The sequence below is a fragment of the Cypionkella sinensis genome (assembly GCF_042646385.1).
GTDB classification, from domain to species: Bacteria; Pseudomonadota; Alphaproteobacteria; order Rhodobacterales; family Rhodobacteraceae; genus Cypionkella; species Cypionkella sinensis.
Window position 1 is genome coordinate 1202198 of sequence record NZ_JBHRTO010000001.1, and the last position, 25531, is coordinate 1227728.

At 62.1% G+C, this 25531-nt stretch carries 24 protein-coding genes; 12 read left to right on the top strand and 12 right to left on the bottom strand.

Features of this window, described 5'->3' with window-relative positions; genetic code table 11:
* Positions 1-7: 7 nt before the first annotated feature.
* Positions 8-1231: an arginine deiminase gene (locus ACFOGH_RS06020; RefSeq protein WP_380072161.1), complete on the bottom strand. Its 1224-nt coding sequence runs from the start codon at positions 1229-1231 to the stop codon at positions 8-10.
* Positions 1232-1239: 8 nt separating this feature from the next.
* Complete coding sequence (locus ACFOGH_RS06025) at positions 1240-2679, bottom strand: YfcC family protein (protein WP_380072162.1); 1440 nt, start codon at positions 2677-2679, stop codon at positions 1240-1242.
* A gap of 187 nt (positions 2680-2866) precedes the next feature.
* On the opposite strand from ACFOGH_RS06025, the gene ACFOGH_RS06030 reads away from it, so the two are divergent.
* From ACFOGH_RS06030 to ACFOGH_RS06040, 3 genes are all read left to right on the top strand, one after another.
* Positions 2867-5467: a cation-translocating P-type ATPase gene (locus tag ACFOGH_RS06030; RefSeq protein ID WP_380072163.1), complete on the top strand. Its 2601-nt coding sequence runs from the start codon at positions 2867-2869 to the stop codon at positions 5465-5467.
* A gap of 112 nt (positions 5468-5579) precedes the next feature.
* The gene (locus ACFOGH_RS06035; protein ID WP_380072164.1) at positions 5580-6677 is read left to right on the top strand and encodes an Acg family FMN-binding oxidoreductase; all 1098 of its coding nucleotides are present in this window, start codon (positions 5580-5582) and stop codon (positions 6675-6677) included.
* A gap of 40 nt (positions 6678-6717) precedes the next feature.
* Positions 6718-7578, top strand: a complete 861-nt coding sequence (locus ACFOGH_RS06040; protein ID WP_380072165.1) for a DUF6920 family protein — start codon at positions 6718-6720, stop codon at positions 7576-7578.
* Positions 7579-7633: 55 nt separating this feature from the next.
* Here the strand turns inward: ACFOGH_RS06040 and ACFOGH_RS06045 are convergent, their stop codons facing one another.
* Genes ACFOGH_RS06045 through ACFOGH_RS06055 form a run of 3 tightly spaced genes read right to left on the bottom strand, consistent with a single transcriptional unit; the run spans position 7634 to position 10544 of the window.
* Entirely contained in the window at positions 7634-8314 is a 681-nt protein-coding gene (locus ACFOGH_RS06045) for an ABC transporter ATP-binding protein (protein WP_380072166.1), read from the bottom strand.
* Positions 8311-9519 (bottom strand): ABC transporter permease, encoded by a 1209-nt coding sequence (locus ACFOGH_RS06050; RefSeq protein ID WP_380072167.1) that lies wholly within the window; start codon positions 9517-9519, stop codon positions 8311-8313. The genes ACFOGH_RS06045 and ACFOGH_RS06050 overlap by 4 nt, the downstream gene beginning before the upstream one ends.
* Positions 9519-10544, bottom strand: a complete 1026-nt coding sequence (locus tag ACFOGH_RS06055; protein ID WP_380072168.1) for an efflux RND transporter periplasmic adaptor subunit — start codon at positions 10542-10544, stop codon at positions 9519-9521. Before ACFOGH_RS06055 ends, ACFOGH_RS06050 begins: the two co-directional genes overlap by 1 nt.
* Positions 10545-11377: 833 nt before the next feature.
* Here ACFOGH_RS06055 and ACFOGH_RS06060 point away from each other — a divergent pair.
* Positions 11378-12136 (top strand): LuxR C-terminal-related transcriptional regulator, encoded by a 759-nt coding sequence (locus tag ACFOGH_RS06060; protein ID WP_380072169.1) that lies wholly within the window; start codon positions 11378-11380, stop codon positions 12134-12136.
* A gap of 58 nt (positions 12137-12194) precedes the next feature.
* Here the strand turns inward: ACFOGH_RS06060 and ACFOGH_RS06065 are convergent, their stop codons facing one another.
* From ACFOGH_RS06065 to ACFOGH_RS06090, 6 genes are all read right to left on the bottom strand, one after another.
* Positions 12195-12872: a type 1 glutamine amidotransferase domain-containing protein gene (locus ACFOGH_RS06065; protein WP_380072170.1), complete on the bottom strand. Its 678-nt coding sequence runs from the start codon at positions 12870-12872 to the stop codon at positions 12195-12197.
* On the bottom strand, positions 12869-13933 hold the full coding sequence (locus tag ACFOGH_RS06070) for an NADP-dependent oxidoreductase (protein ID WP_380072171.1): 1065 nt from the start codon (positions 13931-13933) through the stop codon (positions 12869-12871). The genes ACFOGH_RS06065 and ACFOGH_RS06070 overlap by 4 nt, the downstream gene beginning before the upstream one ends.
* A 473-nt stretch (positions 13934-14406) precedes the next feature.
* Positions 14407-15054 (bottom strand): BON domain-containing protein, encoded by a 648-nt coding sequence (locus tag ACFOGH_RS06075; protein ID WP_380072172.1) that lies wholly within the window; start codon positions 15052-15054, stop codon positions 14407-14409.
* A gap of 116 nt (positions 15055-15170) precedes the next feature.
* The gene (locus ACFOGH_RS06080; protein ID WP_380072173.1) at positions 15171-15410 is read right to left on the bottom strand and encodes a hypothetical protein; all 240 of its coding nucleotides are present in this window, start codon (positions 15408-15410) and stop codon (positions 15171-15173) included.
* Positions 15411-15461: 51 nt separating this feature from the next.
* The gene (locus ACFOGH_RS06085; protein ID WP_380072174.1) at positions 15462-16157 is read right to left on the bottom strand and encodes a VIT1/CCC1 transporter family protein; all 696 of its coding nucleotides are present in this window, start codon (positions 16155-16157) and stop codon (positions 15462-15464) included.
* A gap of 5 nt (positions 16158-16162) precedes the next feature.
* Positions 16163-16726: an SOUL family heme-binding protein gene (locus ACFOGH_RS06090; protein ID WP_380072175.1), complete on the bottom strand. Its 564-nt coding sequence runs from the start codon at positions 16724-16726 to the stop codon at positions 16163-16165.
* A gap of 207 nt (positions 16727-16933) precedes the next feature.
* Here ACFOGH_RS06090 and ACFOGH_RS06095 point away from each other — a divergent pair, with 207 nt between their 5' ends.
* The 8 genes from ACFOGH_RS06095 (at position 16934) to ACFOGH_RS06130 (ending at position 24629) form a co-directional block, all read left to right on the top strand.
* Complete coding sequence (locus ACFOGH_RS06095; protein ID WP_380072176.1) at positions 16934-17671, top strand: hypothetical protein; 738 nt, start codon at positions 16934-16936, stop codon at positions 17669-17671.
* 69 nt (positions 17672-17740) lie between these two features.
* Positions 17741-18136 (top strand): hypothetical protein, encoded by a 396-nt coding sequence (locus tag ACFOGH_RS06100; protein ID WP_380072177.1) that lies wholly within the window; start codon positions 17741-17743, stop codon positions 18134-18136.
* On the top strand, positions 18133-18657 hold the full coding sequence (locus ACFOGH_RS06105; protein ID WP_380072178.1) for a hypothetical protein: 525 nt from the start codon (positions 18133-18135) through the stop codon (positions 18655-18657). The genes ACFOGH_RS06100 and ACFOGH_RS06105 overlap by 4 nt, the downstream gene beginning before the upstream one ends.
* Before the next feature lie 83 nt (positions 18658-18740).
* Positions 18741-19133 carry a PRC-barrel domain-containing protein gene (locus ACFOGH_RS06110; RefSeq protein WP_380072179.1) on the top strand — a complete coding sequence of 131 codons (393 nt, stop codon included), beginning with the start codon at positions 18741-18743 and terminating at the stop codon, positions 19131-19133.
* Positions 19134-19213: 80 nt separating this feature from the next.
* Entirely contained in the window at positions 19214-19600 is a 387-nt protein-coding gene (locus tag ACFOGH_RS06115) for a c-type cytochrome (protein WP_380072180.1), read from the top strand.
* Between the two features lie 30 nt (positions 19601-19630).
* Positions 19631-20089 (top strand): (2Fe-2S)-binding protein, encoded by a 459-nt coding sequence (locus ACFOGH_RS06120; RefSeq protein ID WP_380072181.1) that lies wholly within the window; start codon positions 19631-19633, stop codon positions 20087-20089.
* Between the two features lies 1 nt (position 20090).
* The gene (locus tag ACFOGH_RS06125) at positions 20091-22370 is read left to right on the top strand and encodes a xanthine dehydrogenase family protein molybdopterin-binding subunit (RefSeq protein WP_380072182.1); all 2280 of its coding nucleotides are present in this window, start codon (positions 20091-20093) and stop codon (positions 22368-22370) included.
* 777 nt (positions 22371-23147) lie between these two features.
* Entirely contained in the window at positions 23148-24629 is a 1482-nt protein-coding gene (locus ACFOGH_RS06130) for a GMC oxidoreductase (RefSeq protein WP_380072183.1), read from the top strand.
* Between the two features lie 230 nt (positions 24630-24859).
* Here ACFOGH_RS06130 and ACFOGH_RS06135 read toward each other — a convergent pair whose 3' ends face one another.
* On the bottom strand, positions 24860-25459 hold the full coding sequence (locus ACFOGH_RS06135; RefSeq protein WP_380072184.1) for a TetR/AcrR family transcriptional regulator: 600 nt from the start codon (positions 25457-25459) through the stop codon (positions 24860-24862).
* Between the last annotated feature and the right edge of the window lie 72 nt (positions 25460-25531).

Below are 25531 nucleotides of genomic sequence, written 5' to 3' on the forward strand. Positions count from 1 at the left end.
TGTCCTCCTATATCGCATCGCGGATCAGCGGACAGGTCATGCAGTGCGACCCGCCGCGGCCCCGGCCCAACTCGGCACCCGGAATGGTGATCACCTCGACCCCGGCTTTGCGCAGAAGGGTGTTGGAATGCGTGTTGCGTTCATAGCCAATCACCACACCGGGGCTGAGGCAGAGCAGATTGTTGGCATCATCCCATTGTTCGCGCTGCGATTCGTAATCATCGCCGCCTGTGGGCACGGTACGCAGGGCTTTCAAATCCAATGCCTCGGCCACCACGGCCAGAAACGGCTGGGTTTCTTCGGTCACGTCGATCTTGCCTGCCTTGCCGGGGCGCAGGGAATAGGTCTGGATGGCGTCGGTAACTTCGGCAAACACCGTCACCAGGTCGCGGTCACAGAAGGTAAATACCGTGTCCAAATGCATGGCCGAGCGGCTGCGCGGGAATTGGCAGGCGATCACCCGCGTCGCCGCATCTTGGGCAAACAGCGCCCGCGCCACCTGCCCCACCGCTTGCGGCGTGGTGCGTTCGCCCATGCCGATCAGCACAGCACCATTGCCAATCGGCATCACATCGCCGCCTTCCATCGTGGCAGGGCCGTGATCCACCAGAGGATCACCCCACCAGATCGGAAATCCGGCATCGCGAAAATCGGGGTGGAATTTGTAGATTGCTGCAAGGTTCAGCGTTTCAAGTCGGCGCGCCGACCAGTGCATCGGGTTCAGCGTGACGCCGCCGTAAATCCAGCAAGTGGTGTCACGGGTGAAGATGTGGTTCGGCAAGGGCGGCAGCACGAAATCCTGCGGCCGCAGCATCGGGATCAGCACACCTGCGCGCGGGATCGGCAGTTCTGCCCGGTTCATGCCGCCGATCAGGATGGTGGACAACGGGTCGGCGTCCATTTCCATCAGGCAGGCGAACAGGTCATCCGACAGGCCCACGCCCACGGTATTGTCATTGATCCGCGCTGACAGCAGCCATTTGCGGGCTTCGGGATCGCGCAGGGTTTCGGTCAGCAGATCGCGCAGGAATACCACCGCTATACCGCGCTCGCGCAGCACATCGCAGAAGGTCATATGCTCGACCCGCGCCTGTTTCACCCAGATCACATCGTCAAACAGCAATTCCTCGCGGTTTTCCGGTGTCAGCCGGGCCATCTCGGTGCCGGGTCGATGCACCATGACACGGCGCAACAAGCCCGCTTCGGAATGAACGCCGTAAGTGAGTGTCATGTGATGTCCTATGCGAAAAAAACGGCTGCGCTGAGCGCCGCCATGATAACGGCTGTGAGGGCCACCAGCAGCGGCCAGATAAAGCGCAACCACCGCTCATACGGCACCCGCCCGATGGCAAGGCCGCCCATCACTACGGCTGACGTGGGGGTGATCAGGTTGACGATGCCGCTGCCCGTGGCAAAGGCGGTGACGACCAGTTCGCGCTGCACCCCGGCGAAGTCGGCAACCGGGGCAAGGATCGGCATTGACAGCACCGCAAGCCCCGAGGTTGAGGGCACAAGAAACGACATGCCCACCTCGATCCAGTAGATCACGTTGATAAAGGCGACCTCTGGCAGCCCTGCGACAGACATTTCCGCTGCATGCAGGATGGTGTCGGTGATATGGCCTGCGTCCATCACCACCACGATGCCGCGGGCAAGGCCGATGATCAGTGCCACGCCCAACAGGTCGCGCGCGCCGTTCAGGAATGCCTCGACCAGCCGGGCTTCGCCCAGACGCGCGATCATGCCGATCAGGATGGCTGCGATCAGAAACAGCCCGGACATCTGCGCCATCCACCAGCCCTGGCTTGAGACGCCCCAGATCATCACCGCAAAGGTCAGCGCGAAGAGGATCAGGACGATCTGTTGCAGCCCGGTAAACGCTGTTCCGGGCAAGGTCGTGCCACCGATGAAATGCGCCTCGTTCGCGGCTTTCTTGTCAAAGACCAGCGACTTGGACGGGTCCGCCTTGACCCGTGCCGCATAGCGCATCACGAACGCCACGGTCACAAGCCAGCATAGCCCCAGAATGATCAGCCGCAGCATCAGCCCATCGGCAAACGTGACGCCCGCCGCATCCGATGCAATCACCGTGGAAAACGCGTTGATGGTCGAGCCAAGCACGCCAACGCCTGCCCCCAGCAGGATCACCGCCACCGCCACCACGGCATCATACCCCGCCGCGATCATCACCGGGATCAGCAGCATGTAGAACGCCAGCGTTTCCTCGGCCATGCCGTAAGTGGTGCCGCCCAGCGCAAACAGCGCCATCAGGAACGGGATCATCCAGTTTTCCCGCCCCTTCAGGCGGACCATGGCGCGCGCAATGCCTGCATCAATCGCGCCGGTCGCGGTGACCACGCCGATAAATCCGCCGATGATCAGCACGAACAGCGACACGTCGATGGCATTGGCCGCATAGCTGTCGGGGTCGTAGAAGCCGGCGATCGGGGCCAAGATCACATCGAATATGCCCTGCGGATTTGCAGCGGTCAGCGCATAGGTGCCAGCCACCGGCACATCCTTGCCCAATGCCTCGGACGCGACACGGGCGTATTGGCCCGCCGGGATGATCCAAGTCAGCGCAGCCACCAGAATGATCAGCGCAAACAGGATGGTGAAGGCGGAAGGAAACCGAAACCCAACAGTCTCAGGCTGGGTAGGATCAGGTGGTGTTGCCATGGTGTCGCCCCTGTTTTGGTTGCCGCACCGCACCGAAAAAGAACTGTGATGGGCTTCATCCAGCCATAGAGCGACACGACCCAACCTGTGCTGATGCAGATCAATGCCCGGCCTGCATAAAACGCGCATGGATCAGACATAGCCGCCTGTGCCCTCGCCCATCGGCGCAAGCCCACCGGAGAACCGCATGGACATCCCACAGCCAGACCCCGCCGCAATCACAGGACTATCGTCAACCGAGGCTGCAACCCGCCTGACCGCTGATGGCCCGAATGCGCTGCAACGCGCCAAGCGTCGCTCGCTGTTGCGGGTGATCCTGAATGTGCTGCGCGAGCCGATGCTGGCGCTGCTGCTGGGCGGCGGCATGGTCTATCTGCTGCTGGGCAGCCGCGCCGAGGCGCTGATCCTGCTGGCCTTTGCCTGCATGTCCATCATCATTACCGCCGTGCAAGAGGCGCGCACCGAACGCGTGCTGGAAGCGCTGCGCGACCTGACCAGCCCGCGTGCGCTGGTGATCCGCGCTGGCGCAAGGCTGCGCATCGCGGGCACCGATGTGGTGCGCGGCGATGTGATCGTGCTGGCCGAGGGCGACCGCGTTCCTGCCGATGCGCGATTGTTGCAGGCGTCGGATCTGTCGGCTGATGAATCCCTGCTGACGGGCGAGGCAGTGCCAGTGCGCAAGGCCGTGGCTGCCGCAGGTGCCACTGCGCGACCTGGGGAAGAGGACAATACGCTGGTATTTTCGGGCACACTGATCGTGCGCGGCACAGCCTTGGCAACTGTGACAGCCACCGGAGCGCACAGCGAAATTGGCAAGATCGGTGCTTCGCTGAACCAATTGGAAACCGGCACGCCGCATTTGCAGCGCCAGATGCGCAATCTGGTGCTGACCTTTGCACTGGTCGGTGGTGCTGTGGCGCTGATCGTGGTGGGGCTTTACGGCTGGCAGCGTGGCGACTGGCTGGACGGGGTGCTGGCGGGGATTGCGGTTGGCATGGCGATGTTGCCAGAGGAATTTCCTATGGTGCTGGCCGTGTTCATGGCGATGGGGGCTTGGCGCATCTCCAAGGCGCAGGTGCTGACGCGCAGGGCCTCGGCGATTGAATCGCTTGGGGCAGCGTCCGTGCTGTGCACTGACAAAACCGGCACGCTGACCGAAAACCGCATGATGATTGCGGCACTACACCTGCCGGATGGCCAAGCGTTTCAGATCAGCAGTGATCCTGTACCCGCTGCCTTTCGCGAATTGGCAGCCGCGGGCGTGATGGCCTCGGCGGCCGAACCGCATGATCCGATGGAAAAAGCCTTTCACACCTTGGCAGCCAATGATTTGCGCAAGGGTGAGAGTTTGCCCGCCGATGGGCGCAAGCTGATCCGATCCTATCCGCTTTCCCCCAAACTTCTGGCGATGTCACAGGTGTGGACGCGAGCTGACGGCAACGGCGGCGATATGGTGGCCTGCAAGGGCGCGCCCGAGGCGGTGGCGGGCCTGTGCCATTTGTCGCCCTCCGCCCGGCAAGCGATGATGCAGGCTGTCGATAGGATGGCCGCCAAGGGCTTGCGTATTCTCGGCGTGGCCGAAGCGGCCTTTACAGGCCCAGACCTGCCCGCTGATCAGCATGAGTTCAAATTTCGCTTTCTGGGGCTGGTGGGGCTGGCCGACCCTCTGCGCGCATCGGTTCCCGCAGCCGTCGCCCAGTGCAAATCCGCAGGGATCAAGGTGATCATGATTACCGGGGATTATCCTGCCACCGCCCTTGCGATTGCCAAGGATGCCGGGATCGGCGGGGATAAGGTGATCGACGGCACCGCACTTGCTGCGATGAACGACAGCGATCTGGCCACAGCCGTGCAGACCGCCACCGTTTTCGCCCGCATCCAGCCTCAGCAAAAACTGCGCATCGTGCGGGCCTTGCAGGCAAGTGGCGCGATTGTGGCAATGACAGGCGACGGGGTGAATGACGCGCCCTCGCTGAAAGCTGCCGATATTGGCGTGGCAATGGGCGGGCGCGGCACAGATGTGGCACGCGAGGCGGCTGCAATCGTGCTGCTCGAGGATGATTTCGGCGCGATCGTCACCACCGTGCGTCTGGGGCGGCGCATTTATGACAACTTGCGCAAAGCGATGTCGTTCATTCTGGCCGTGCATGTGCCGATTGCGGGGCTTGCCCTGATACCGCTGGCATTCGGGATGCCGCTGCTGTTCGGCCCGGTGCATATCGCCTTTCTGGAAATGGTCATCGACCCGGTATGTTCCTTGGTATTCGAGGCCGAGGCGGAAGAAGACGGCGTGATGGCTCGCCCGCCGCGCCCGGTGGCCGAGCCGCTGTTTTCGCCGCCGACGATCCTGTGGGGGCTGATGCAAGGCGCTCTGGTGCTGGCGGTTGTCACCTCTATCCTTTTTCTTGGCCCCGGCTACGGCTTTGACACCGATCAGCTGCGCGCCCTGACCTTTCACGCGCTGGTGCTGTGCGTGGTGGCGCTGATATTCGTCAACCGCTCGTTCTCGGCCTCGATCCTGACCGCCATCACCCGCCCCAACCGTGCACTGGCGGTGGCTTTGCCCATCGTGTCCGTATTGCTGGCGGTAACGGTATTCTGGGCCCCTGCCCGCGATTTGTTCGGCTTTGGCACGCTGGCACCGCATTGGCTGGTGATCCCACTTGGGGCCGGCGTAGCGGTGTTGGTGATCCTGGAGGTCTTGAAACCAATCTGGCGTTTGCTGCTGCCGCCCGGCGATACACAGCACAGCGCCACGTCTGATTTAGCGCAACACCCGGTCACCTGATGGCGGCCAAAGCGCCAATCAGGCGTTTGTCTGTCGGGGCACCTGCACAGATCGCCCAGACGTCAGTTCAGGCTGATCGGCGTGCCCGCATAACACAATAGGAGTCTCGTCCATGCGAACGCGGCGCAATCTGATGATCGGTGGCGGCGGGCTGCTGCTGGCCGGGGCGGCTGCAACATGGTTGGGTCTGCGCGACATGGGGTCGATGCAGGATTATACCGCCGCCGTGACCGCTTTGCGCGCGGCACTTCCCGCACGTCCCAAAGCGGCAGATCTGATCCGCTTTGCCACTCTGGCCGCCAACAGCCACAACACCCAAGCGTGGACGTTCCACGCCGAAGCCCGCAGCATCACGCTTGCACCAGACCGAACCCGCGCAACGCCGGTGGTGGACCCTGACGATCACCACCTGTTCGTCAGTCTGGGCTGCGCGGCGGAGAACCTGTCCATCGCTGCTGCGTCACGCGGGCTGCCGGGCCGCTTGCAGTTTTATGCCCGGGGTGGCGGTGTTGTGCGCTTTTCCTACGCGGATGGTGCCGCAGTTGATACCGACTTGTCGGATGTGATCGCGCTGCGGCAATCAACGCGCGGGATGTATGACGGATCAACACTGACATCCGCCGAGCTTGACCGTCTGGCAATGGCCGCCCGCCTGCCGGGCGTCGATCTGATCCTGATGACAGACCACGGCCAGATGGCCAAACTCGCCGATCTGATCGCTGCGGCAAACACGGCACAGATCGCCGACCCCGCCTTCATGGCCGAGTTGAAACACTGGATGCGGTTCAATCCGCGCGATGCAATCAACGCGGGCGACGGGTTGTTCAGCGCCACGACAGGCAACCCGGTGATGCCAGACTGGCTGGGGCAGATGATGCTGGATTGGGCCTATACGTCGAAGTCCGAGAACACCAGCAACGCCGCCAAAATCGCATCATCTGCCGGACTGGCCGTGTTTGTGGCAGCCAAGCAAGATGCCGAACACTGGGTGAAAGTCGGGCGGGCGTGTCAGCGCTTTGCATTGCAGGCGACGGCGATGGGTTTGAAACATGCCTTCCTGAACCAACCGGTCGAGGTGGCCGCATTGCGGCCCGCGCTTGCGTCTTTGATCGGCCTGCCGGGGCGCAGACCCGATCTGGTGATGCGCTTTGGGCGGGGGGCTGCGATGCCCTATGCCGCGCGCAGGCCGGTTTCTGCGGTGATGGTGTGACGGGCCTGCCGCCATCTGGCTTCAAACAAGGGAACATCGCATGGATATGCTGAAATGGTGCGCCGGATGCCTTGCCGTGCTTGCTCTGATCTACGCAGGCCTGGCCGCAGTTGGCGCATGGCGCTGGAAGGTCGCAACCCGCAACCTTGTGGCAGTGCTGGACGACGGGCAGGTGGGTGGCTGTGCGGCGCGCTTTGACGCGGGCGAGATTGCAGGCTTGCCCGCCCCGGTGCAGCGCTATTTCAAACAGGCACTGACACACGGCCAGCCGATCATCCGAACGGTTGATCTGACCCAAAGCGGCACCTTCAACCTTAGCCTTGCCACCGCACAATGGAGGCCGTTCACCGCCCGGCAGCACATCACCACCGCCGGCCCCGGCTTTGTCTGGGATGCCGTGATCCAGATGTTTCCCGGCGTGCCGGTGCGGGTGGTGGATGCCTATATCGCAGAAACGGGCCGTCTGCGCCCCGCTATCCTCGGCCTGTTCTCGTTGGGGGAAGTGCAGGGCAAAGGCGAGATCGCGCGCGGCGAGTTGATGCGGTATTTCGCCGAGGCCGTCTGGTATCCGACTGCACTTTTGCCCAGTCAGGGCGTGGTCTGGCAGGCGGTCGATGACACATCCGCCCGCGCCACAATGACCGATGGTGCAGTCTGCCTGACCCTGTTGTTTCGGTTCGGCCCCGATGGTCTGGTGGCCGAAGTGCACGCGGACGCGCGCGGGGGCATGGTGGGCAAAACCGTGGTGCTGATGCCGTGGGATTGCCGGATGTCGGACTATCGCAGGCAAGATGGCATGCTGGTGCCGTTTGTGGGTGAGGTGATCTGGCAGACCGCACAGGGCGAAAAACCCTATTTTCGCGGCAGGATGACGCGGCTGGCCTATGGCTTTGGGTCGTGATCCACGCGCGCGAAAACAGCTTGATGCACGCGCGCGACGTGGAAGGCCAACACCCCTACCCCGTCACCACCCCATCGCCCACCACGATCTGACGTCGGCAGGTCGCAGCTATTTTCTCGTCATGGGTCGAGATCAGAAAGGTCGTGCCCTCATCGCGGTTGATCTGGCCGATCAACTCCATCACCTGAATGGCCGACGCGCGGTCAAGGTTGCCAGTGGGCTCATCGGCCAGAACCAGTTCGGGGCTGTTCATCAACGCGCGGGCGACGGCCACGCGCTGTTTCTGGCCACCTGACAGATTGGTTGACGGAAAATCCACCCGGTCAGCCAGCCCCATCCGCCCAAGCAGATCGCGCCCGCGCGCCCGCGCCGCCGCGGTTTCGCGACCCTCGCGCACGGCAGTCGGGAAGATCACGTTTTCAAGCGCGGTAAAGTCGGGCAGCAGGTTGTGAAACTGAAACACAAAGCCGATGTGGCGGTTGCGAAACTCGGTCAACGCGCGGTCGTTGGCTGTGGTCAGATCGACACCCAGCATCACATGGCCGCCGGATGTAGGTTGCATCAAGGTGCCCAGAATGGTCAGCAGCGTGCTTTTGCCCGACCCCGATGGCCCGAGCAGCGCCGACAACTCGCCCTTGTCCATGCGCAGCGAAAGCCCGCGCAGCACGCGGGTCTCTGCATCCCCCGATCCGAAGGTTTTCACAAGGTCATTCACCTGCAACAAAGCATCTGTCATTGGCCAATTGCCGTAACAGGATCGACCCGCGCCGCCGACCTGGCAGGAAGGATCGCGGCCAGAGTGGCGATGGTAATGGTCAGCAAAATAGCCAGCCCGAACGCGCCTTCGTGAATATCAATCGGCATCACAGAGGGATGGGCCGCATCGCGCGGCGGGAAGGCTTGCAGCACCAGATAGCCCAGCCCTGCCCCCATCACCCCGCCCACCAAGCCCACCAACGCGCCCTGACTGACGAAAACGAACACCACAAACCGCCGACTTGCCCCCATCGCGCGCATGATGCCGATTTCGGCCTTGCGCCGATAGGTGGACAGCAACAGCGAAGAAGCAATGCCGATCACGATAGACACCATGGCAAACGATTTCAGCAAAAGCCCGGTTTGCCGCTGCGCGGCCAGCGCCGACATCACTTGCGCGCCTTGCTCGGTCCAGGATTTGGCCTTCAAGCCGGTGATTGCGCTGACCCGCAACGCGGCCGCATCCGCTGCCATCAGGTCAGCCAGCTTGATGTCTATGCGCGTCACCCCCTGCGGCAGAGCCATCAGCGTGCGGGCGGTATCAAGGCTGACATAGGCCGTCGCTCGGTCAAAGCCGCCCTGCCCGATCTTGTAGATGCCCGATACGGTCAGTAAGGCACTGACACCTTGGGCTGAATCCAGCCGGATCGTATCGCCGACCTTCAGATCAAGATCGTCCGCCAGAGTCTGCCCGATCAAGGTAAGTCCGGTGCCCAAGCCGACAGAGCCCGCGACGATGTAGCTTTTAAGCTGCACGATCGCCGATTCCTTGCCCGGCTCGACCCCGTTGATCGCGACTTGCGCCACCTGGCCGCCCCGCGTGATGAAACCGCTGCCCGTGATCTGCGGTGATACCGCAACCACACCCGGCAAGGCCGCAATCATCGGCACATAGATCGCCGCGTCCCGCAGAAACGCTTGCCGCAACGCCGATTTTTCCTGCGCAAGCAGGATGTGGCCCGAGTTCTGGTCCAGCAAAAGTGCCGGATCTTCAACTTCGGCAATGATGCTGACATGGCTTAGATCACCGGCGATGCTTGCAAGGATGTAGTTCGCCAATCCGCCGATAAGCGCGCTCATGAAGATAAAGATGAACACGCCCAAAGCCACACCCAGCACCAGAAGAGCTGACTGTGCTTTGCTGGAGAGCAGATAACGCGAGGCGATTTTCAGCGCGTAAAGCATCAGGGATCGGCCTTGGCGGTGACAGGCACGCTGATAGCCAGCCCGTCCGACAACCCCGTCGCATCGGTGATAACAACATCACCCGCTGACAGCCCAGCGGTCACTTGCACCCGGTCTGCGGGCCAATCGACCACCCTGACGCCCCTGCGCACAGCGTGGCCCGACACCGCGACGAACACCGCCGCACCGACCGCATCCGTGATCACCGCCGCTCGAGGCACAGCGATGGCCGCCGCTTGTCTTTCCACGATGATATTCGCCGTCACTGTCAGCCCGACTGGTGCTTTGACCGCCGTGTCAAAGCCGATTTTTACCGCCAGACCGCCAGTTGCCGCATCAACCTGAGCGGCAACGAAGCTGACTTTGCCCGCGCGCTTGGCACTGTCCCCCTTCAGTTGCAACATGGCGGGCAAACCCAGCGTGATGCGCGCCGCATAGCCTTCATCGACATCGGTCTCAACCACAAGATGTGCAATATCAGCTATCGAAAACAATGGAGTAGCAACATCAACCACCTGCCCCACTTCGACATTCCGGCTTAGAACAGTGCCCGCGACCGGCGCCGCAATCGTGTATTTCTTAAGCCCGATCTGCGCTTGGTCCAGCAATGCAGTCAGGCGGGCCACCTCTTGTGTTGCGGTTTGCTGCGCGGTCTGTGCATCCGCCAGTGTCGTGCGGGCGATGTTCGCGCCCAAAGCCTTGGCCCGCGCCAGATTTGCCTGCGCCTGAGCCTGCGTCACAAGCCCTGCGTCCAAGGCTGCTTTGGCCTGACGCACCTGCGCCAGCTGGCCTGACGGATCAATCAACGCCAAAACCTCGCCCTGCGTGACGACCGCGCCCTCATCGACAAGGATCGACACCACGGCGCCGCCAACCAGCGGCTTTACCTCGACCAGATGTTGCGGGGCCAGCCGACCATTCACGGCCAAAACCAAGACGAGCGGCGCAGGCGCTACGGTCTCGACCGCAACAGCCAGCCCACTGGCTCCCCAAGGCTGAAAGAACCATAATGCGGCCGCGATCATCACTGATGCACCCAATCCAGCCCACATAATCCATCGGCGTTGGGCGGATTTCACGCTGGCTTGTGCAACTGGTTGAAACGCGACAGGAAGCTGCGCGGCCTTGTTGGCTGTCTCGGGATCAGAGGGCTTGTGTGGTGCCGGGGCATCGGGTGATTTGGTTTCAGCCATCCACAGACCGTGCCAATACCGCAGGCCAGTGCAGGCCAGCGCCAAGGATGCGCGCGCGCGGCCCACACACGAGCAATGACTTCGCTTGTTTCATCTGAATATCCCGCAAAACGCGACGTAATCGCCTGCTGGCATCATCCGCGCTGCGACACACGCGCGCGTTGATCTGGATCAGTGGGACAGGCCCTAATCCTCGCGTGCTGCGATCAATTCAATGCAGCTAGAAGGTTTGCAAGACAAACACGGGGAGTTGCAAACCTGCGGTCTTGCATGGACGTGATACCGTCAGCTTTGACATCCCCACCTTAGCATAGCATCTGCCGCTCGCCATCGGCACTTGTCGCGACATTCCGTCTATGCGCAATGCCCATCGTGTCGCCAGTGATGATGCGTGGCCAGCGCAACTGTTGCCCTAAGCCACCCCTTGCGACGGACAACCCAAGGCTGTTTGCCCCAATATCACGCGGCCTGCTGATCTGTGATAGCGCAGCATTTCTAAGGGCAGCTTAGAGCAAAATTGGTTGCGCATCCTGCCAGACCCAACCATGGAGAGTTCAATCATGCCGAGTGGTCAGACACATTTATTATCACGCATAAAAGCCGCCCCAATCCACAGCGCGGGCCTTCCGAAAAAACCGCAGTTTGACCTTAACTGCAAAGCGTTCATGCCCACGGACCGGCCCTCGGGCAGCACCGCGTTGCTTGCCCGCAATGCCGTTTTGCAATCGGCGCTTTCAGAGCAGCTAGTAAAAGCCGCAGACCTGCGCAGCATCTTGTGCAGCTTGGGCTTGGCAACAGTTTCCGTCAGCCGAGACCTGAAACTGCGCCTTTTCACGACCGCAGCGGGTCGTCTGCTTGGCATCTGCGCTGAACAGATCGGCACCATATTCGCCCTTGAGGCGCATCCTCCGATTGGCGCGTTCTTGTTGGATCGCATCAGGGCAGTATTGGGCAACGGCATCGCGGAAAGCCACTTATTGCCGCTGGCTTCTGGTCCAAACCTTTTATGCAGGTTGCTGCCGCTGCGGGCCTTTGAAGCGGCCGATCCGACAGTTGATGGCGTGGTCTTAACGTTTGCGCCGATCAATCCCGCCCCGGCTGATGTGGCATCGATTCTGCCAGCGGAAGTCATCCGGCCTCCGGAAACAACCGCCGATGACGGTGGCCTTGCGGCGGGCTATCCGGGCCTTGGCTTTGGTCTGACGCACAGACAGCATCAGGTGCTGGGTCATGTGCTGGCGGGTCATCCCAGCAAAAACATCGCCGCAGATCTTGGCATCAGCCAACGCACCGTCGAAAACCATCGCGCCGCCATTATGGCCCGCACCGGGGCGACGTCACTTCCCGCGCTGGCGCGCCTCGCCATCGGTGCCGATGTTGGCGGCGATTGCAAACCGGCCCTGACGCGTCGCGCAGCGGGGTGATCCGGAAGGCCGCCCCCCTGTGCCCGATTTTGGCACAGGGGGGGCGGCATCCTGCGGGCTATGCGATCAGCTTGACCAAAGCCTCGGCCGCCGCTTTGGACGAGGCCGGGTTCTGCCCTGTCACCAACTTGCCATCCACGACAACATGCGAAGACCAGTCGGCCCCCTTGGAGTAGAAAGCCCCGTTCGCGACCAACATATCCTCGACAAGGAACGGCACCACATCGGTCAATCCCTGCGCGGCCTCTTCCGTGTTGGTAAAGCCGGTCACATTGCGGCCCGACACCAACGGTTTGCCGTCTGCGCGCTTGGTATGGCGAAAGATTGCCGGAGCGTGGCACACAGCCGCGATCGGTTTGCCGCCATTTGCGAAATATTCGATCAACGCGATGCTTTGCGCGTCTTCGGCGAGATCCCACAGCGGCCCGTGACCACCGGGAAAAAACACGGCATCAAAGCTGTTCAGGTCGAGATCGGCAAGTTTATGCGTGGATGCCAGCGCTGCACGTGCCGTGGCATCGCCCTTGAAGCGGCGAGTGTCATCTGTCTGGGCGTCGGGCGCATCGCTTTTGGGGTCAAGAGGCGGCTGCCCGCCCTTGGGCGAAGCAAGCGTGATAGCCGCGCCTGCGTCTTTCAGAACATAGTAGGGCGCCGCAAATTCCTCCAGCCAGAAGCCGGTCTTTTTGCCTGTCTTGCCAAGCGTGTCATGCGACGTCAGCACCATCAAAACATTCATTTTTGCATTCCTTTGTTTTCGATCATCTTTTCGGCACCCACATGGATCACCCGCTTGCCGAAATTGTCGCCGCGCAACAGCCCAATGAAGGCCTCTGGTGCCGCCTCCAGGCCTTGGATAACTTCCTCGCGATACTGCATCACGCCGGAGTCGAGCCAGTCGCCCATCGCCTTGGCGAACTCAGGGTAAAGATGGCCAAAGTCCTGAAAGATGATGAAACCGCGCATCGTCAGCCGCTTGCGCAGAATTTGGCCCATCAGCATTGACATCCGATCTGGTCCATCGGGCGCGCCTGTTGCGTTGTATTGGGAGATCAAGCCGCAGACGGGCACCCGCGCGCCGGTATTCAGAATTGGCAGCACCGCATCAAACACCACGCCGCCGACATTCTCAAAATAGACGTCGATGCCTTTGGATGCAGCGGCTTGAAGGTCTTTGGCGAACGATGCCGACTTGTGATCAAGGCAGACGTCAAACCCCAAAGCATTCACCGCATGCGCACATTTGTCGGCACCTCCGGCGATGCCGATTACATGACACCCCATCAACTTCGCGATCTGGCCGACCGTCGCGCCGACGGGCCCGGTGGCGGCGGCAACGCAGACAGTCTCACCCGGTTTCGGCGCACCAATCTGCGTCAGACCCGCCCAAGCGGTGAAACCCGGCATGCCAAGAATGCCCAGCGCCCAAGACAGATGCGGCATACCCGCGTCCAGCAGCGTAACCCCGGCGCCATCCGACACCGCGTAATCCTGCCAGCCGTTGAAGGAAAGTACCCAATCACCCGGCTTGAAGCCTGCCAGATGTGAGGCCACCACTTGCGCGACCGTCCCCCCCTCCATCACCGCATCCACGGCGACGGGGGCGGCATAAGAGGGCGCATCGCTCATCCGGCCCCGCATGTAAGGATCAAGCGACAGATATTCGGTGCGCAACAGCATCTGACCCGGACCGGGTTCGGGAATAGCTGCTGTCTCAAGCCGCAGCGTTTCCGATGTAGGCTCTCCTTTGGGGCGTTCAGCCAGCACGAAGCGGCGGTTCTGAGTCTGGGTTTGCGGCATGAAAGCCTCCTGAAAAAGTAGCCGAAATCAAAAACGGCACGCGGGGGCTGTCTTGCCTGCGCGCGCTGTCTTGCTTGGTTGTATAACTTCCGGATCTGCACTGGGTTCCAAGCGTGATTGCGCTTTGACGCTGTGCATGTGGCTTGGGCAAAAACCTTGCAGGATCGGAACATGCAAAGGTCAACTGAAAACCGAAATCGCGGCAAGCATCCGCGCTTTGGCAACCGACTTTCCCATCCCGCAACGGCAACCGAAACCCTGTGCCAACAGCGATTTGCATTGGTGAGAGGATGAATGTCCGCGCCGCCAATTTCAGCGCTGCATTTCCATGCAGCCATTGCCCCTTTAAGCGGCAGCGGCAACCAGCGTTTTCAGCAATAGCGTGGCACAAAACGCAGGCCGCGTGTCTTGGCGCAATGCTATCGCTGCGCGCGCGCGAAGGCGGCACGCCGGTTGCCCGGCGCGCCCTGCGATCAATGCACGCGGATGTCGTTGGTAACCGAGGTCACCCCCGGTGCCGCCCACGCCGTGGTGCCTGCCAGCGCGCGTTCGTCCCAGTATTCCACGGTTCCGGTCAGCGTGACCTTGCCGTCATAGGCCGTCACGTCGATGTTTTCAGGGGTGAACCACGAACGGTTCAACGCCACCATGATATCAGATTTGATATCGCCAGCATTGGCTTGCGGTTTGATGGCGATCTGGTTCGAGACCCCCGTCACGCCCCACAACGTGCGCACCGCTTCGGCGGCAGCGTCGTGCTGGTAGTGCCAATGCACATCGCCGGTCAGCGTGACCCAACCTTTCGTGACCGCCACTTTCACAGCATCTTTCGGAACCGACGAATTCCACGCCAGCCGGTTTACCGCCGCTTCGGCAATCTCGGAATCGCCGTGCTTGACGCTGAACGGCAGCTTAACCTCGATCTCTTCGGCCACGGCCTTGACGTCCTTGACCCGCAGCGCTGCGGTTTCGGCGCCATGCTTTTCGGCATAGGTTTCAACCGAGCCCATCAGCGTGACGACCCCGTCTTTCGTGGTCACACCGATATGGGCAGCGTTCACACTCGGCTCCCATTTCAGTTCGTCGAGCACGGATTGCTTGAGTTGCTTGTCATCAGACATTGCTGTCTCCTTCAGGGTGAATGGCTAAGAACCGCGTCGGTCTTGATGGTTCTGAACCTTCGCGATCGAACCAAACTACCACCGCCTGTCTTGGGGCTGGCAGGGTCGGAAACTACTCAAGGCGGGCAATGGCCGACGGCTGCTGACGTGACTGGCAGGCCTAGAATGCCATCCGCTTTGGCGTCAATGCGGGCGCGGTCGCGTGCTGACAACAGCCCGCGATTGAACTCCTCGGCAGCGCGCGCCTTGGCATTGCGGGCGTGGGCTGCGTCGGGCATCGGATAAGACCGGGCCTCAGGCAGGCCAAAGGCGCGGTCTGGCAGGGCATCGCGCGCCGCTTTGGTCAGATGTGGCATGTCAGGTTGCTTTCCTGCTGGCCGCGGCTTGTCTGCCGCCAAGCGTTGATCTTAAACCACTGTGCCAAACGCCCAGCCGACAAGCGCCGTGGCCAGCATCGCAAGCGCGCCCCAGATCGTCACCCTTGCCGCCCCGCGCACCATGCCTGCCCCGCCAACCCGCGCGCCCATCGCTCCAAGGGCCACCAACGCCAGCAACGTCGCAATCGTTACACCCAGCAGAACCCGCGCCTCTGGCACCGCGGCCGCCACCAACAGCGGCAAGGCTGCCCCTGACGCAAATGTCGCAGCCGAGACCAGGCCCGCCTGCACCGGGTTTGCGGCCAGCGCGGGCGTGATGCCCAACTCATCACGCGTGTGCGCGGCCAGCGCCCCGCCCGCCGTCATCTCCTGCGCCACCTGAAGCGCCAGCCCGGCGGACAGGCCCCGCCCCTGATAAAGCCGCGCCAGTTCCTGCATCTCACCTGCCGGGTCCGCTTTCAACTCGGCGGCCTCCTTGGCGATATCGGCGGCCTCGGTATCGGCCTGACTGCTAACCGAGACATACTCTCCCGCCGCCATCGACATCGCCCCCGCCACCAGCCCGGCAAGCCCCGCCACCATCACAGCGCTTTTGTCCCCCGAGGCCGAGGCCACGCCGACAATCAGGCTGGCGGTCGAAAGTATCCCATCATTCGCACCCAGCACCCCGGCCCGCAGCCAACCGATGCGTGAAACAAGATGCGTTTCGATCTGCACGCGCGGCATCAACGTCACGCACTGACTGCGACGGGCAACATCACCTCGTTGCGGCGCAGGAACCACGGCGTCCACGGCGGATTGTAGCGCGCGATGGAACACGGGCCCATCGCAACAAGGTTGCGTGACGCCACGAACGCCATCAGCCGCTCGGTCTCTGCGGCGACCTTTGCCTCACCGGCAAGGCCGGAAAACCGCAAGGCAGCAAAGCGCGCAGCCGGAACGGCTATGATGCGAACCGCCTTGTTGTTCGGCACCGGCAGATCGGCCAGCGTGTAACGCGCGGGCATGGTAAAGCGCACCAGCCAGTCGCTGACCCCGGCAATCAGCGTCACTGGCGCAGTCATTGCAATCTTTTCGCTGCTGGCTGTCTTGGTCACAGGTGCCGTCATCGCAATCTTTTGGCGCGTTGCATTGCCGCCAAAGATATAGCCCGCCAGCAAACGAAACCCGGTGCTGCTGGCCTCGTTCTGATCGCCGGTCACGGTGACTTCGGCCACGATGCAGGCGGCATAGTCGCGGATTTCGAACGCGCCATCCTTCAACGCAAGGGCGAATTTCGGCTCTTCAATGCTCATCACTTGGGCTTTCTTGCAAAGGACGGATGCGCGTTGATCCTACGCCCCTTCGCACCATCCGCGGCAGGTTCGGAAACTACCCAGTCCAACGCCTGTGGTCGTCTGAGTAGTTTCCGAAGCTGCCGCGGCATGGCGCTGCGGTCTAGGTTCAGGGGCAAGAGACCTGCCAGATGTCTGGCCCGGTCGCCTTGCACGAAAGACCCGATCATGCCGCCTGATGCCGCTAGCCTCTCACTCCATGCTGACCTGACCGTCGTTGAACGGCGTGTGCTGGACCGCATTTTCCAGCATCCGATCTCGCACAATCTGCATTGGCGCGAGGTCACTGCATTGTTCAAATCCGTGGGCGCCGTTGAACTGGCCCATAACGGCCATCTGGTGTTCAAGCTGGGCGGACACCATCTGACCTTCGCAACGGCGCAGGCCAAGGATCTGGCGGCGGATGACGTGATGTCGCTGCGCCACTTGCTAACGCAGGCCGGGTGGCACGCTGCGCCGATCCCGGCAGTACCCGCAGCCGAAGCCGCCATTGCCATCGTCATCGACCATGCCGGAGCGCGGATTTACGAACTGCCGCTGGATGAGGGGCATCACGCGCCAAACGAAACCCATCACCTGCACCATGCCATCGCGCGCAGGCAACACGATGCCGACCGCGAAGAAGACTTTCCTGCCGATCATCGCTTCTTTGACGCCATCGCCAAAGGCGTTCCGGCAGACGCCCGCATCATCGTCGTCAGTCACGGCACGGGCCAAAGCAACGAAGGCGCGCATTTGATGGACTACATGGCAAAGCATCACCCCAGCGTGCACGACCGCATCGCACGCGTCATGGTCGCCGACCTGACGCATACCTCGGTGCCCAAGCAACTGCAGCTTGCCCGCGATGCCCTGCGTGATGCGCTGCGTGATGCGCCGGGTGCCCCTGACGCCATCGCCAACTGACCCACCCTGACACGGCGCAGTCGCTTTTGCTGCGTCGCTGGAAATCTCCCCAACTGAAAAAGGTGCCCCATGACAAAACCACATACCGTGCTTGAGATGACCCGGATCGACGCGCAGAACCTGCACAAGAAGATCAGCGCCAACATGGCCAAGGCCGAACATGCCACCTGGGCAGATGTGAAGGCCGTTCAAAGCGACATCAACGCGCTCGGGCTCAAGATGAAGACGCTCGGCACCGATCAGGCCGATGACGTGAAAGCCGGCATCAAAGCCGCAATCAGCAAACTCGAAGCCGCAGGCCGGTTGGTCGAGGACAAGGCCGTCGCTGCCAAGGATGGCGTCAAGCACGCCAATACCGCGATGCTGGACAGCGCCCACAAGGCCGCCCAAAGCCTCAGCGCCGCCGTCGCCGCCGCCCGCACCAACTTGGCCCACGCCATTGAACCGAAAAAGGTGGTCGCATGAATACCTACATCGCCGTCATCTTCTCCTCGGGCGACAAGGCCCATGCCGGTTTGCGCAAACTTTGGCAGTTGGACGATGAAGGGGCCTTGACCGTGCACGGCGCCGCCGTCGTGCGCCGTGATGACATGGGCCACATCCGCGTCGCCGACCGCAACAGCGATCTGGGCACGCGCACCGCCATCGGTGTCGGTATCGGCGCGCTGATGGGTGTTTTTGCCGGGCCTCCCGGCTTGGTCGTGGGCGCGTTGGCTGGTGCCGCCATCGGCGCGACAGCAGATGCCGTCACCGAGACCCGCCGCGAACTTGCGGCAAATGAAGGTTTCTTCACCCTGAAACATGGCCAGTCAGCCGTGGTGGCAGAAGTCTCGGAAACCTGGGCTTCAACCCTCGACGAGGCGATGCGGCCACTGGGCGGCACGATCTACCGGCGCCTGAATACCGCCGGAACCGACGCCGCCTTCGGCCCCAACTACTACAACAGCTACCTTTATCCCTACTACTACGAGCCGATGTACGACTGACCGCCCCGTGTCTTCCGTCACCACCAAGGTGTCAGGGTTGTCTTGGCACCAATGGCCGGATTTGGCCTAAAGGAAATCCAGAAATGAAGAACTTCACAAAGTTGCTGACGACCGCCGCGCTGATCGCCGGTGTTGCAATGGTCGCCCCTGCTTTTGCAGACGCTGCCAAGCAAACCATCGTGCTGACCCAAGTCGATCCGGTTGTGCTGGCCACAGGCTGGCGCGCAACTGCCATCATCGGTGCTGCGGTCTATGACGACGCGGGCACCGAAATCGGCAAGCTGGAAGACATGATCATCACCGCCAGCGGCACCGTCCCCTACGCCGTGGTCTCGGTCGGCGGCTTTCTGGGCATGGATGCCCACCATGTCGTCGTAGCCGCATCCGCGCTGGAATTGGTCGGCAAGAAACTTACCCTGCACGGTGCCACCAAAGAGTCGCTCAAGGCCCTGCCAAACTACACCTTCGCCTCTTGATGACCCTGTCAGGGCCGCAATCACCGCAGCCCTGACGCATTCCCCCAACGCTAAAGAGGTGTCTTGTGCGCCATCGCATCATGTTTGCCACAAGCGCGCTTTTATCGCTCGCGCTGCCCGCACTCGCGCAGGACGCGGGCATAACACCGCTGCACCCCGATCTGCCCGCGCGCACCTTCGCCGCCGCCTGTGGCGCGTGCCATTACCGGGGTGAGGGCAAAACGCCCTTCGGCACGCGGGGCCCGGCGGCGGATGCAAGCCCGGACGATCTGGTGCAGTTTATCCTGTTCGGCAAGGCCCCCGAATTCGGCGAAGGCCAGATGCCCGGATTTGCCGCCGCGCTGACCGATGCGGATGTGACCCGGCTGGCCAACTGGCTGCGCGCCATCGCCAAACCAGATGCGCCTTGGGCAGACGTTCCGGCCAGCGTGGCCAAAATGCGCGTCAGCGGCCAGCGTGAAGATTGAAGCATTGCACACCTACAGGAGCGGCAGACCATGATCGAATTCACACTCAACGGCAAATCTGTGTCAGTTGCCGCCGATCCCGACACCCCGCTGCTGTGGGCGATCCGTGACGATCTGGGGCTGACCGGCACCAAATTCGGCTGCGGTATTGGCATGTGCGGCGCCTGCACCGTGCATATCGACGGTCAGGCAATCCGGTCCTGCATCACGATGCTGGCAGATGCCGCCGGCGCAAGTGTCACCACCATTGAAGGGTTGGACCCCGCCCACGCCCACCCGGTGCAAAAGGCATGGCTAGCTTTGCAGGTCCCGCAATGCGGCTACTGCCAGTCGGGCCAGATCATGCAGGCGGTGGCGCTGATCGACCAATACAGCAGCCCCACGGATGCCGTGATCGACGCCATCATGGCGGGCAATTTGTGCCGTTGCATGACCTATGCGCGCATTCGGGAAGCCATCAAGCAAGCCGCGCTGGAAATGGAGCCCTGAGATGACCAAGCTGAACGCCTTCCCCCTGACGCGCCGCGGCTTTCTGATCTGCGCTGGCGCCAGCGGCCTTGTCTGCGGCTTCACCACCCCCGCCCTCGCGACATGGAGCCCTCTTGTAACGACCGCGCCCACAACAGCACCCACCTTTGACCCCACCCTGTGGTATGCCATCGAGGCCACAGGCCTTGTCACGGTCAACATCATCCGCGCCGAGTTGGGTCAGCACATCGGCACCGCCATCGCCCGCATTCTGGCCGATGAACTCGAGGTTGACTGGGCCCAAGTCCGCATCACCCATGTCGATACCGATCCGAAATGGGGCACTATGGTCACTGGCGGCAGCTGGTCGGTCTGGCAAAGCTTCCCGATCTACGCGCAAGCAGGTGCCGCCGGGCGCATCGCGCTGATTGAGGCCGGGGCTGCGATGATGGGCACCAATGCAGCCGATTGCACGGCTGCGGCGGGTGTCGTCTCGGGCGGCGGTAAATCCATAACATACGCCGAAATCGTGGCCCACGGCCTGACCCGCAGCTTTACCGCCGACGATCTGGCCGCCATGCCGATCAAAGCCGCCGCCGAGCGCCGCCTGATTGGCAAACCCGTCTCAGCCCTTGATATCGCCTGTAAAATCGACGGCTCCACCGTTTATGGCATCGACGCAAGGGTGGATGGCATGCTGTACGCCCGCCCGCTGCTGCCGCCCACCCGCTACGGCTCGGTTGTGACCACAGTTGACGATTCCGCCGCCAAGGTGGTCAAGGGCTATGTCTCCAGCCTGATCCTGAATGATCCCTCCGGCACAGTTCCCGGCTGGGTGATGGTCATGGCCGATAGCTATGCCGCAGCGCTGAAAGCCTCGGCCCTGGTCAAGGTGACATGGACGCCAGGGCCGACCGCTGCCGTGGGCGAACAGCAAATCCAGGACCGCGCCCGCGCGCTGATCGCCGATCCCAGGGGCGGCGCGCTGCTGGACACGGGCGGGGGCGACACCGACGCGGCTTTTGCCGCCGCCACATCGACAGTTGAGGCGACCTTCACCACCGCCACAGTCCTGCACTTTCAGATGGAACCGCTGAATACCCTCGCTGTAGAGGTAAATGGCGTGATGGAAATTCACACCGGCAACCAATGGCAAAGCCTGATCCTGCCGCAACTGGCGACAGCCTTGGGGCGCGACGCCAGCAAGATCGTGATGCGCACCTATCCCATCGGCGGCGGCTTTGGGCGCAGGCTGAACGGCGATTACGCGATCCCCGCCGCCTTGGCCGCGCAAGCGCTGAAACGCCCGGTCAAGATGATTCTGACCCGTGAAGACGACGCGCGCTTCGACTCCCCCCGGTCGCCTTCGGTGCAGACCTTGCGCATGGCGTTCGATACCAAGGGCACTGTCATCGGCATGGAACACCACGCCGCCGCAGGCTGGCCCACTCAGGCGATGGCCGCGTTCTTTATGCCGATGGGCACCAACAACCAGCCCTACGATCCGTTTGCGATTTCTGGCGCGGACCATTGGTATGAGGTCGGTGCCCTGAAAGTCCGCGCCCTTTCAAACGATTTGGCACTCGCCACCTTCCGCCCCGGCTGGCTGCGATCTGTCGGGCCGGGCTGGACAAACTGGGCGCTGGAAAGCTTCATGGATCAGGCGGCAGCCCATGTGAAGACTGATCCGCTTGCCTTCCGGCTTAGCCTGCTGACAGGTGCGGGTCGCAACGCAGGCATCACGCCCAGCGACAAAGGCGGCGCGCTGCGGCAGGCGGCGGTGTTGCAACAGGCGGCCAGCAAGGCCGGATGGGGCACGGCCCTGCCCGCAGGCGCAGGCCGCGGCATCGCCACCAGCTTTGGCCAAGAACGCGGCATGCCCACATGGGTCGCTTGCGTGGCCGACGTGACGGTGGACAAAACCACCGGTGCGGTTCGGGTGCAAAAACTGACGATTGTCACCGACGCAGGCACCATCATCGACCCCGATTCAGCCCTTGCCCAAACCCAAGGCGCGGCCCTTTGGGGCCTCAGCATGGCGCTTTACGAGGGCACCGAATTTGTGGTGGGCCAGGTGCGCGATACCAACCTGAACACCTACACGCCGCTGCGCATCAGCGACATGTCTGCGCTGGACATCAGCTTTGTCGCCAGCACCGAAGTGCCCGTCGGCCTGGGCGAGCCTGCGACCACCGTCATCGCCCCCGCCATCGCCAACGCAATCTTCAGCGCAACAGGCGCGCGGGTCACACACATCCCGATCACGCCACAGGCAGTGCTGGCTGCGATCAAGAGGCTATGATCGCCACGCTCGGCTGCCAAAGAGGCTTGAAGCGACGTCAATGTCTGATCGTCCCAAGTTTGCCGTCAGGCTTGGTGCATCCAGATGGGCCCGGATACACTCGCGATGGTAAAATCCAAGCCGGGACTAATCTTGCAAACCTGGTCTCTGGCATGTCGGTCAGGTAGCACAAATACGGATCGCGATCTTGATTTTATCGCATCACCTCTTGTTGTCCGCATCAGACATACGGCGTGAAGGGCCACGGTGTTCTTTGATCTCGGCCGACAATAGACCCCACGGTGCCACGGTTAAGGGCGCCAGTGACGCGTTCACAGCACAAAACATATAGACTGTATCTTGCAGCCTACGGCACCAAGCGCTACTTTTAAGCCTGTGTGACAACTGTAGCACATGACTGTATCACAGACGACCTTCGCCGCAGTAATTTTCATTACAAATCAATAACTTGCAGAATGACCGAATTTGGCTCCACGCCCTACCGCCGGAGCCAATCTTTCCCAAGCGATTGATATGGCAAAAGTTTAGCCCTTTCGGGGGATATTTGTGCATTCGCGCGGCACAGCCTTGCACCCGACGCCAATGCCAAAATGACCGCTGTTACAAATCGCCCAAATTCCACTGAAAATGCCCATTGTTTGCGTTAACATCGTGCGTTTTCCGGTGAAAACTGCCGATTTTCGCGTGATCTGCGCGGTTTAAGGGGTGACGGCTTGGCGCTGCTCTGCCAAATTCCGGACGATCCCTTTTCCTGATGCTTTCACAAAGGCCGCGCGCATGACGACTCCTGATATTCTCATCATCGGCTCTGGCATGGGTGGGGCAACGTTGGCGGCGGCTTTGGCGCCTTCGGGGAAAACCATCGTCATACTGGAGCGTGGCGATTGGTTGCGCGACAGTGTTGCGGCGCGCGATCCGGCGGCGGTGTTCGGCGGGCATTTCAGCCCCGGTGAGACCTGGTATGACGCGGCAGGTGGCACCTTCACGCCGAACAACTACTATCACCCCGGCGGCAATTCGAAATTCTATGGCGCGGTGCTAATGCGCTATCGGGCCGAAGATTTTCGCCCGCTCAAGCATATGGGTGGCACTGCCCCCGGCTGGCCGATGTCTTACGATGAATTCGAGCCGGATTATCAGGCCGCCGAGGAGATGTATCAGGTGCGCGGCGCTTTGGGCGAAGACCCGACCGAGCCGCACCACTCGCGCCCCTACCCCTTCCCGCCGGTGCCACACGAGCCGGATATGGTCGATCTGTGCAACCGGCTGAAGGCACAGGGCCTGCACCCCGGCGCGCTGCCGCTTGGCGTGGATATTGATCTGTGGCTGAAAGGCGGCCCACTGACCTTTGACGGCTTCCCGAACACCCGTGGCGGCAAAAGTGATGCCGAAACCATCGGCCTTGCCGCCGCGCTGAAACATCCGAATGTCACCCTGATCACCAAGGCCAAGGTCACGCGCTTGGTGGCCGACGCGGGCCGCATCACGGCGGTGGAATACGAACACGATGGCCAGCCCAAGCAGATTTCAGCGGGCACGGTCTGCCTTTGCGCGGGGGCGGTGAAATCGGCCTGCCTGCTGCTGGCCTCCGCCGATGCAGCGAACCCCACGGGCCTTGCGAACCGCTCCGATCAGGTCGGCCGCAACTTCATGAACCACAACATCACCGCCGTTCTGGGCGTCAGCCCGTTCCGCCGCAACCGCTCGGTTTATGAAAAGACCATCCAGATGAATGACTGGTATCTAACGGGTGGGCCGAATGGCGAGCCTTTGGGCAATGTGCAGATGCTGGGGCGGATCACGGGTGAGATCATGGCGGCGGAATCGGGCTTGCCGCTGTTCGTATCGCGCTGGCTGGCGGATCATTCGGTGCATCTGATGACGATGTCGGAAGACCTGCCGAACCCGGAAAGCCGTGTCACCTTGCGCGATGGCCAGATCGTGCTGCAATGGCATCGCTCGAACTGGGAGGCGCATGACGCGCTGAATGCCAAGCTGAAGGCCACGCTGAAAAAGGCGGGCTGGCCGCTGGTGCTGACCAAGACGTTTGAAAAGCGCACGCCCAGCCATCAATGCGGCACGGCACGGATGGGACTGGACCCGGCGACGAGTGTAGTGAACCCGGATTGCCGCAGCCATGATATCGAGAACCTCTACATCTGCGATGCCTCGGTGCTGCCGACCTCGGCTGCGGCGAACCCGTCTTTGACGGTGGCGGCTTTGGCGATCCGCACCGCGCGGCAGATGCTGCGCGGGTAGAACGGTCAAATTGGCCGGGACTAGCAAACTCTCTGGGAGAGAGTTTGCCCCGGTCATTTGGGAACGTATCGGTAAACCGCTTCAAGCAGCGATGGCAGAGGGCAGCGCCTGACCTGGCGGGCGAGAAGCGCCTGCCATGGGCAGGGCAGGCGCTGCCCGGAGGCTTTGGGCCTCCGGGGGGTTCAGCCGAGATGTCGCCCTTGGCAGATGCAAAGCACCTGCCACACCAATCACTCCGCCAGCCCCCGCGTCAGGGCCGTGACCAAGGCCGCAACCTCACCCGACACCTGATCGCGCGGCGTGGCCACAAACCGCGCCGTCAGCGCCAGCATCACCACGCCATGCACGGCGGCAAATACGGTCAGCGCGCGCTGACGCAAAGCATCACCCGCCAACTCGGGGCGCAGCTTTCCCAACGGAGTGATAATCTGCGCGATCAAGACGGCATGTTCGGCGCGGTGCCAATCCGGGGCCTCAATCCCCTCGGGCAGACGATGGGTGAACAACGCCGCCCACAGCCGGAAATTCGCCAGCGCAAAGCCGACATAGCCCTGCGCCAGTGCCGCCATCACCGCCTTTGGCCCCTGCCCCGGCACCACCGCCGCCTGCAACGCCGCCCCCAGCCGCGCTAAGGTGCGCGAGTTGACATGCAGGATCAGCCGATCCAGATCTTCAAACGCGGTATAGAGCGCGCCCAAAGCACAGCCCGCATCCGCCGTCACATCGCGCGCCTTCAGCCCGTTCAGGCCACCCGCCGCGATTCGCGCTTCGGCGGCGTCGATCAGCCGCATCTTCAGCCCCTCGCGCTGCTCTTCGCGATTGTTACGCATTTCGCCCTCGATTATTTCCTGAACAGCGTTCATTATTTTCTTGAACGACGTTCACACCTCTGTCATACAATC

What these genes read in the sequence shown, in the direction of transcription:
- ACFOGH_RS06020 (WP_380072161.1), bottom strand. Translation starts at nt 1,231, where the DNA reads ATGACACTCACTTACGGCGTTCATTCCGAAGCGGGCTTGTTGCGCCGT.
- ACFOGH_RS06025 (WP_380072162.1), bottom strand. Translation starts at nt 2,679, where the DNA reads ATGGCAACACCACCTGATCCTACCCAGCCTGAGACTGTTGGGTTTCGG.
- ACFOGH_RS06030 (WP_380072163.1), top strand. Translation starts at nt 2,867, where the DNA reads ATGGACATCCCACAGCCAGACCCCGCCGCAATCACAGGACTATCGTCA.
- ACFOGH_RS06035 (WP_380072164.1), top strand. Translation starts at nt 5,580, where the DNA reads ATGCGAACGCGGCGCAATCTGATGATCGGTGGCGGCGGGCTGCTGCTG.
- ACFOGH_RS06040 (WP_380072165.1), top strand. Translation starts at nt 6,718, where the DNA reads ATGGATATGCTGAAATGGTGCGCCGGATGCCTTGCCGTGCTTGCTCTG.
- ACFOGH_RS06045 (WP_380072166.1), bottom strand. Translation starts at nt 8,314, where the DNA reads ATGACAGATGCTTTGTTGCAGGTGAATGACCTTGTGAAAACCTTCGGA.
- ACFOGH_RS06050 (WP_380072167.1), bottom strand. Translation starts at nt 9,519, where the DNA reads ATGCTTTACGCGCTGAAAATCGCCTCGCGTTATCTGCTCTCCAGCAAA.
- ACFOGH_RS06055 (WP_380072168.1), bottom strand. Translation starts at nt 10,544, where the DNA reads ATGATCGCGGCCGCATTATGGTTCTTTCAGCCTTGGGGAGCCAGTGGG.
- ACFOGH_RS06060 (WP_380072169.1), top strand. Translation starts at nt 11,378, where the DNA reads ATGCCCACGGACCGGCCCTCGGGCAGCACCGCGTTGCTTGCCCGCAAT.
- ACFOGH_RS06065 (WP_380072170.1), bottom strand. Translation starts at nt 12,872, where the DNA reads ATGAATGTTTTGATGGTGCTGACGTCGCATGACACGCTTGGCAAGACA.
- ACFOGH_RS06070 (WP_380072171.1), bottom strand. Translation starts at nt 13,933, where the DNA reads ATGCCGCAAACCCAGACTCAGAACCGCCGCTTCGTGCTGGCTGAACGC.
- ACFOGH_RS06075 (WP_380072172.1), bottom strand. Translation starts at nt 15,054, where the DNA reads ATGTCTGATGACAAGCAACTCAAGCAATCCGTGCTCGACGAACTGAAA.
- ACFOGH_RS06080 (WP_380072173.1), bottom strand. Translation starts at nt 15,410, where the DNA reads ATGCCACATCTGACCAAAGCGGCGCGCGATGCCCTGCCAGACCGCGCC.
- ACFOGH_RS06085 (WP_380072174.1), bottom strand. Translation starts at nt 16,157, where the DNA reads ATGCCGCGCGTGCAGATCGAAACGCATCTTGTTTCACGCATCGGTTGG.
- ACFOGH_RS06090 (WP_380072175.1), bottom strand. Translation starts at nt 16,726, where the DNA reads ATGAGCATTGAAGAGCCGAAATTCGCCCTTGCGTTGAAGGATGGCGCG.
- ACFOGH_RS06095 (WP_380072176.1), top strand. Translation starts at nt 16,934, where the DNA reads ATGCCGCCTGATGCCGCTAGCCTCTCACTCCATGCTGACCTGACCGTC.
- ACFOGH_RS06100 (WP_380072177.1), top strand. Translation starts at nt 17,741, where the DNA reads ATGACAAAACCACATACCGTGCTTGAGATGACCCGGATCGACGCGCAG.
- ACFOGH_RS06105 (WP_380072178.1), top strand. Translation starts at nt 18,133, where the DNA reads ATGAATACCTACATCGCCGTCATCTTCTCCTCGGGCGACAAGGCCCAT.
- ACFOGH_RS06110 (WP_380072179.1), top strand. Translation starts at nt 18,741, where the DNA reads ATGAAGAACTTCACAAAGTTGCTGACGACCGCCGCGCTGATCGCCGGT.
- ACFOGH_RS06115 (WP_380072180.1), top strand. Translation starts at nt 19,214, where the DNA reads ATGTTTGCCACAAGCGCGCTTTTATCGCTCGCGCTGCCCGCACTCGCG.
- ACFOGH_RS06120 (WP_380072181.1), top strand. Translation starts at nt 19,631, where the DNA reads ATGATCGAATTCACACTCAACGGCAAATCTGTGTCAGTTGCCGCCGAT.
- ACFOGH_RS06125 (WP_380072182.1), top strand. Translation starts at nt 20,091, where the DNA reads ATGACCAAGCTGAACGCCTTCCCCCTGACGCGCCGCGGCTTTCTGATC.
- ACFOGH_RS06130 (WP_380072183.1), top strand. Translation starts at nt 23,148, where the DNA reads ATGACGACTCCTGATATTCTCATCATCGGCTCTGGCATGGGTGGGGCA.
- ACFOGH_RS06135 (WP_380072184.1), bottom strand. Translation starts at nt 25,459, where the DNA reads ATGCGTAACAATCGCGAAGAGCAGCGCGAGGGGCTGAAGATGCGGCTG.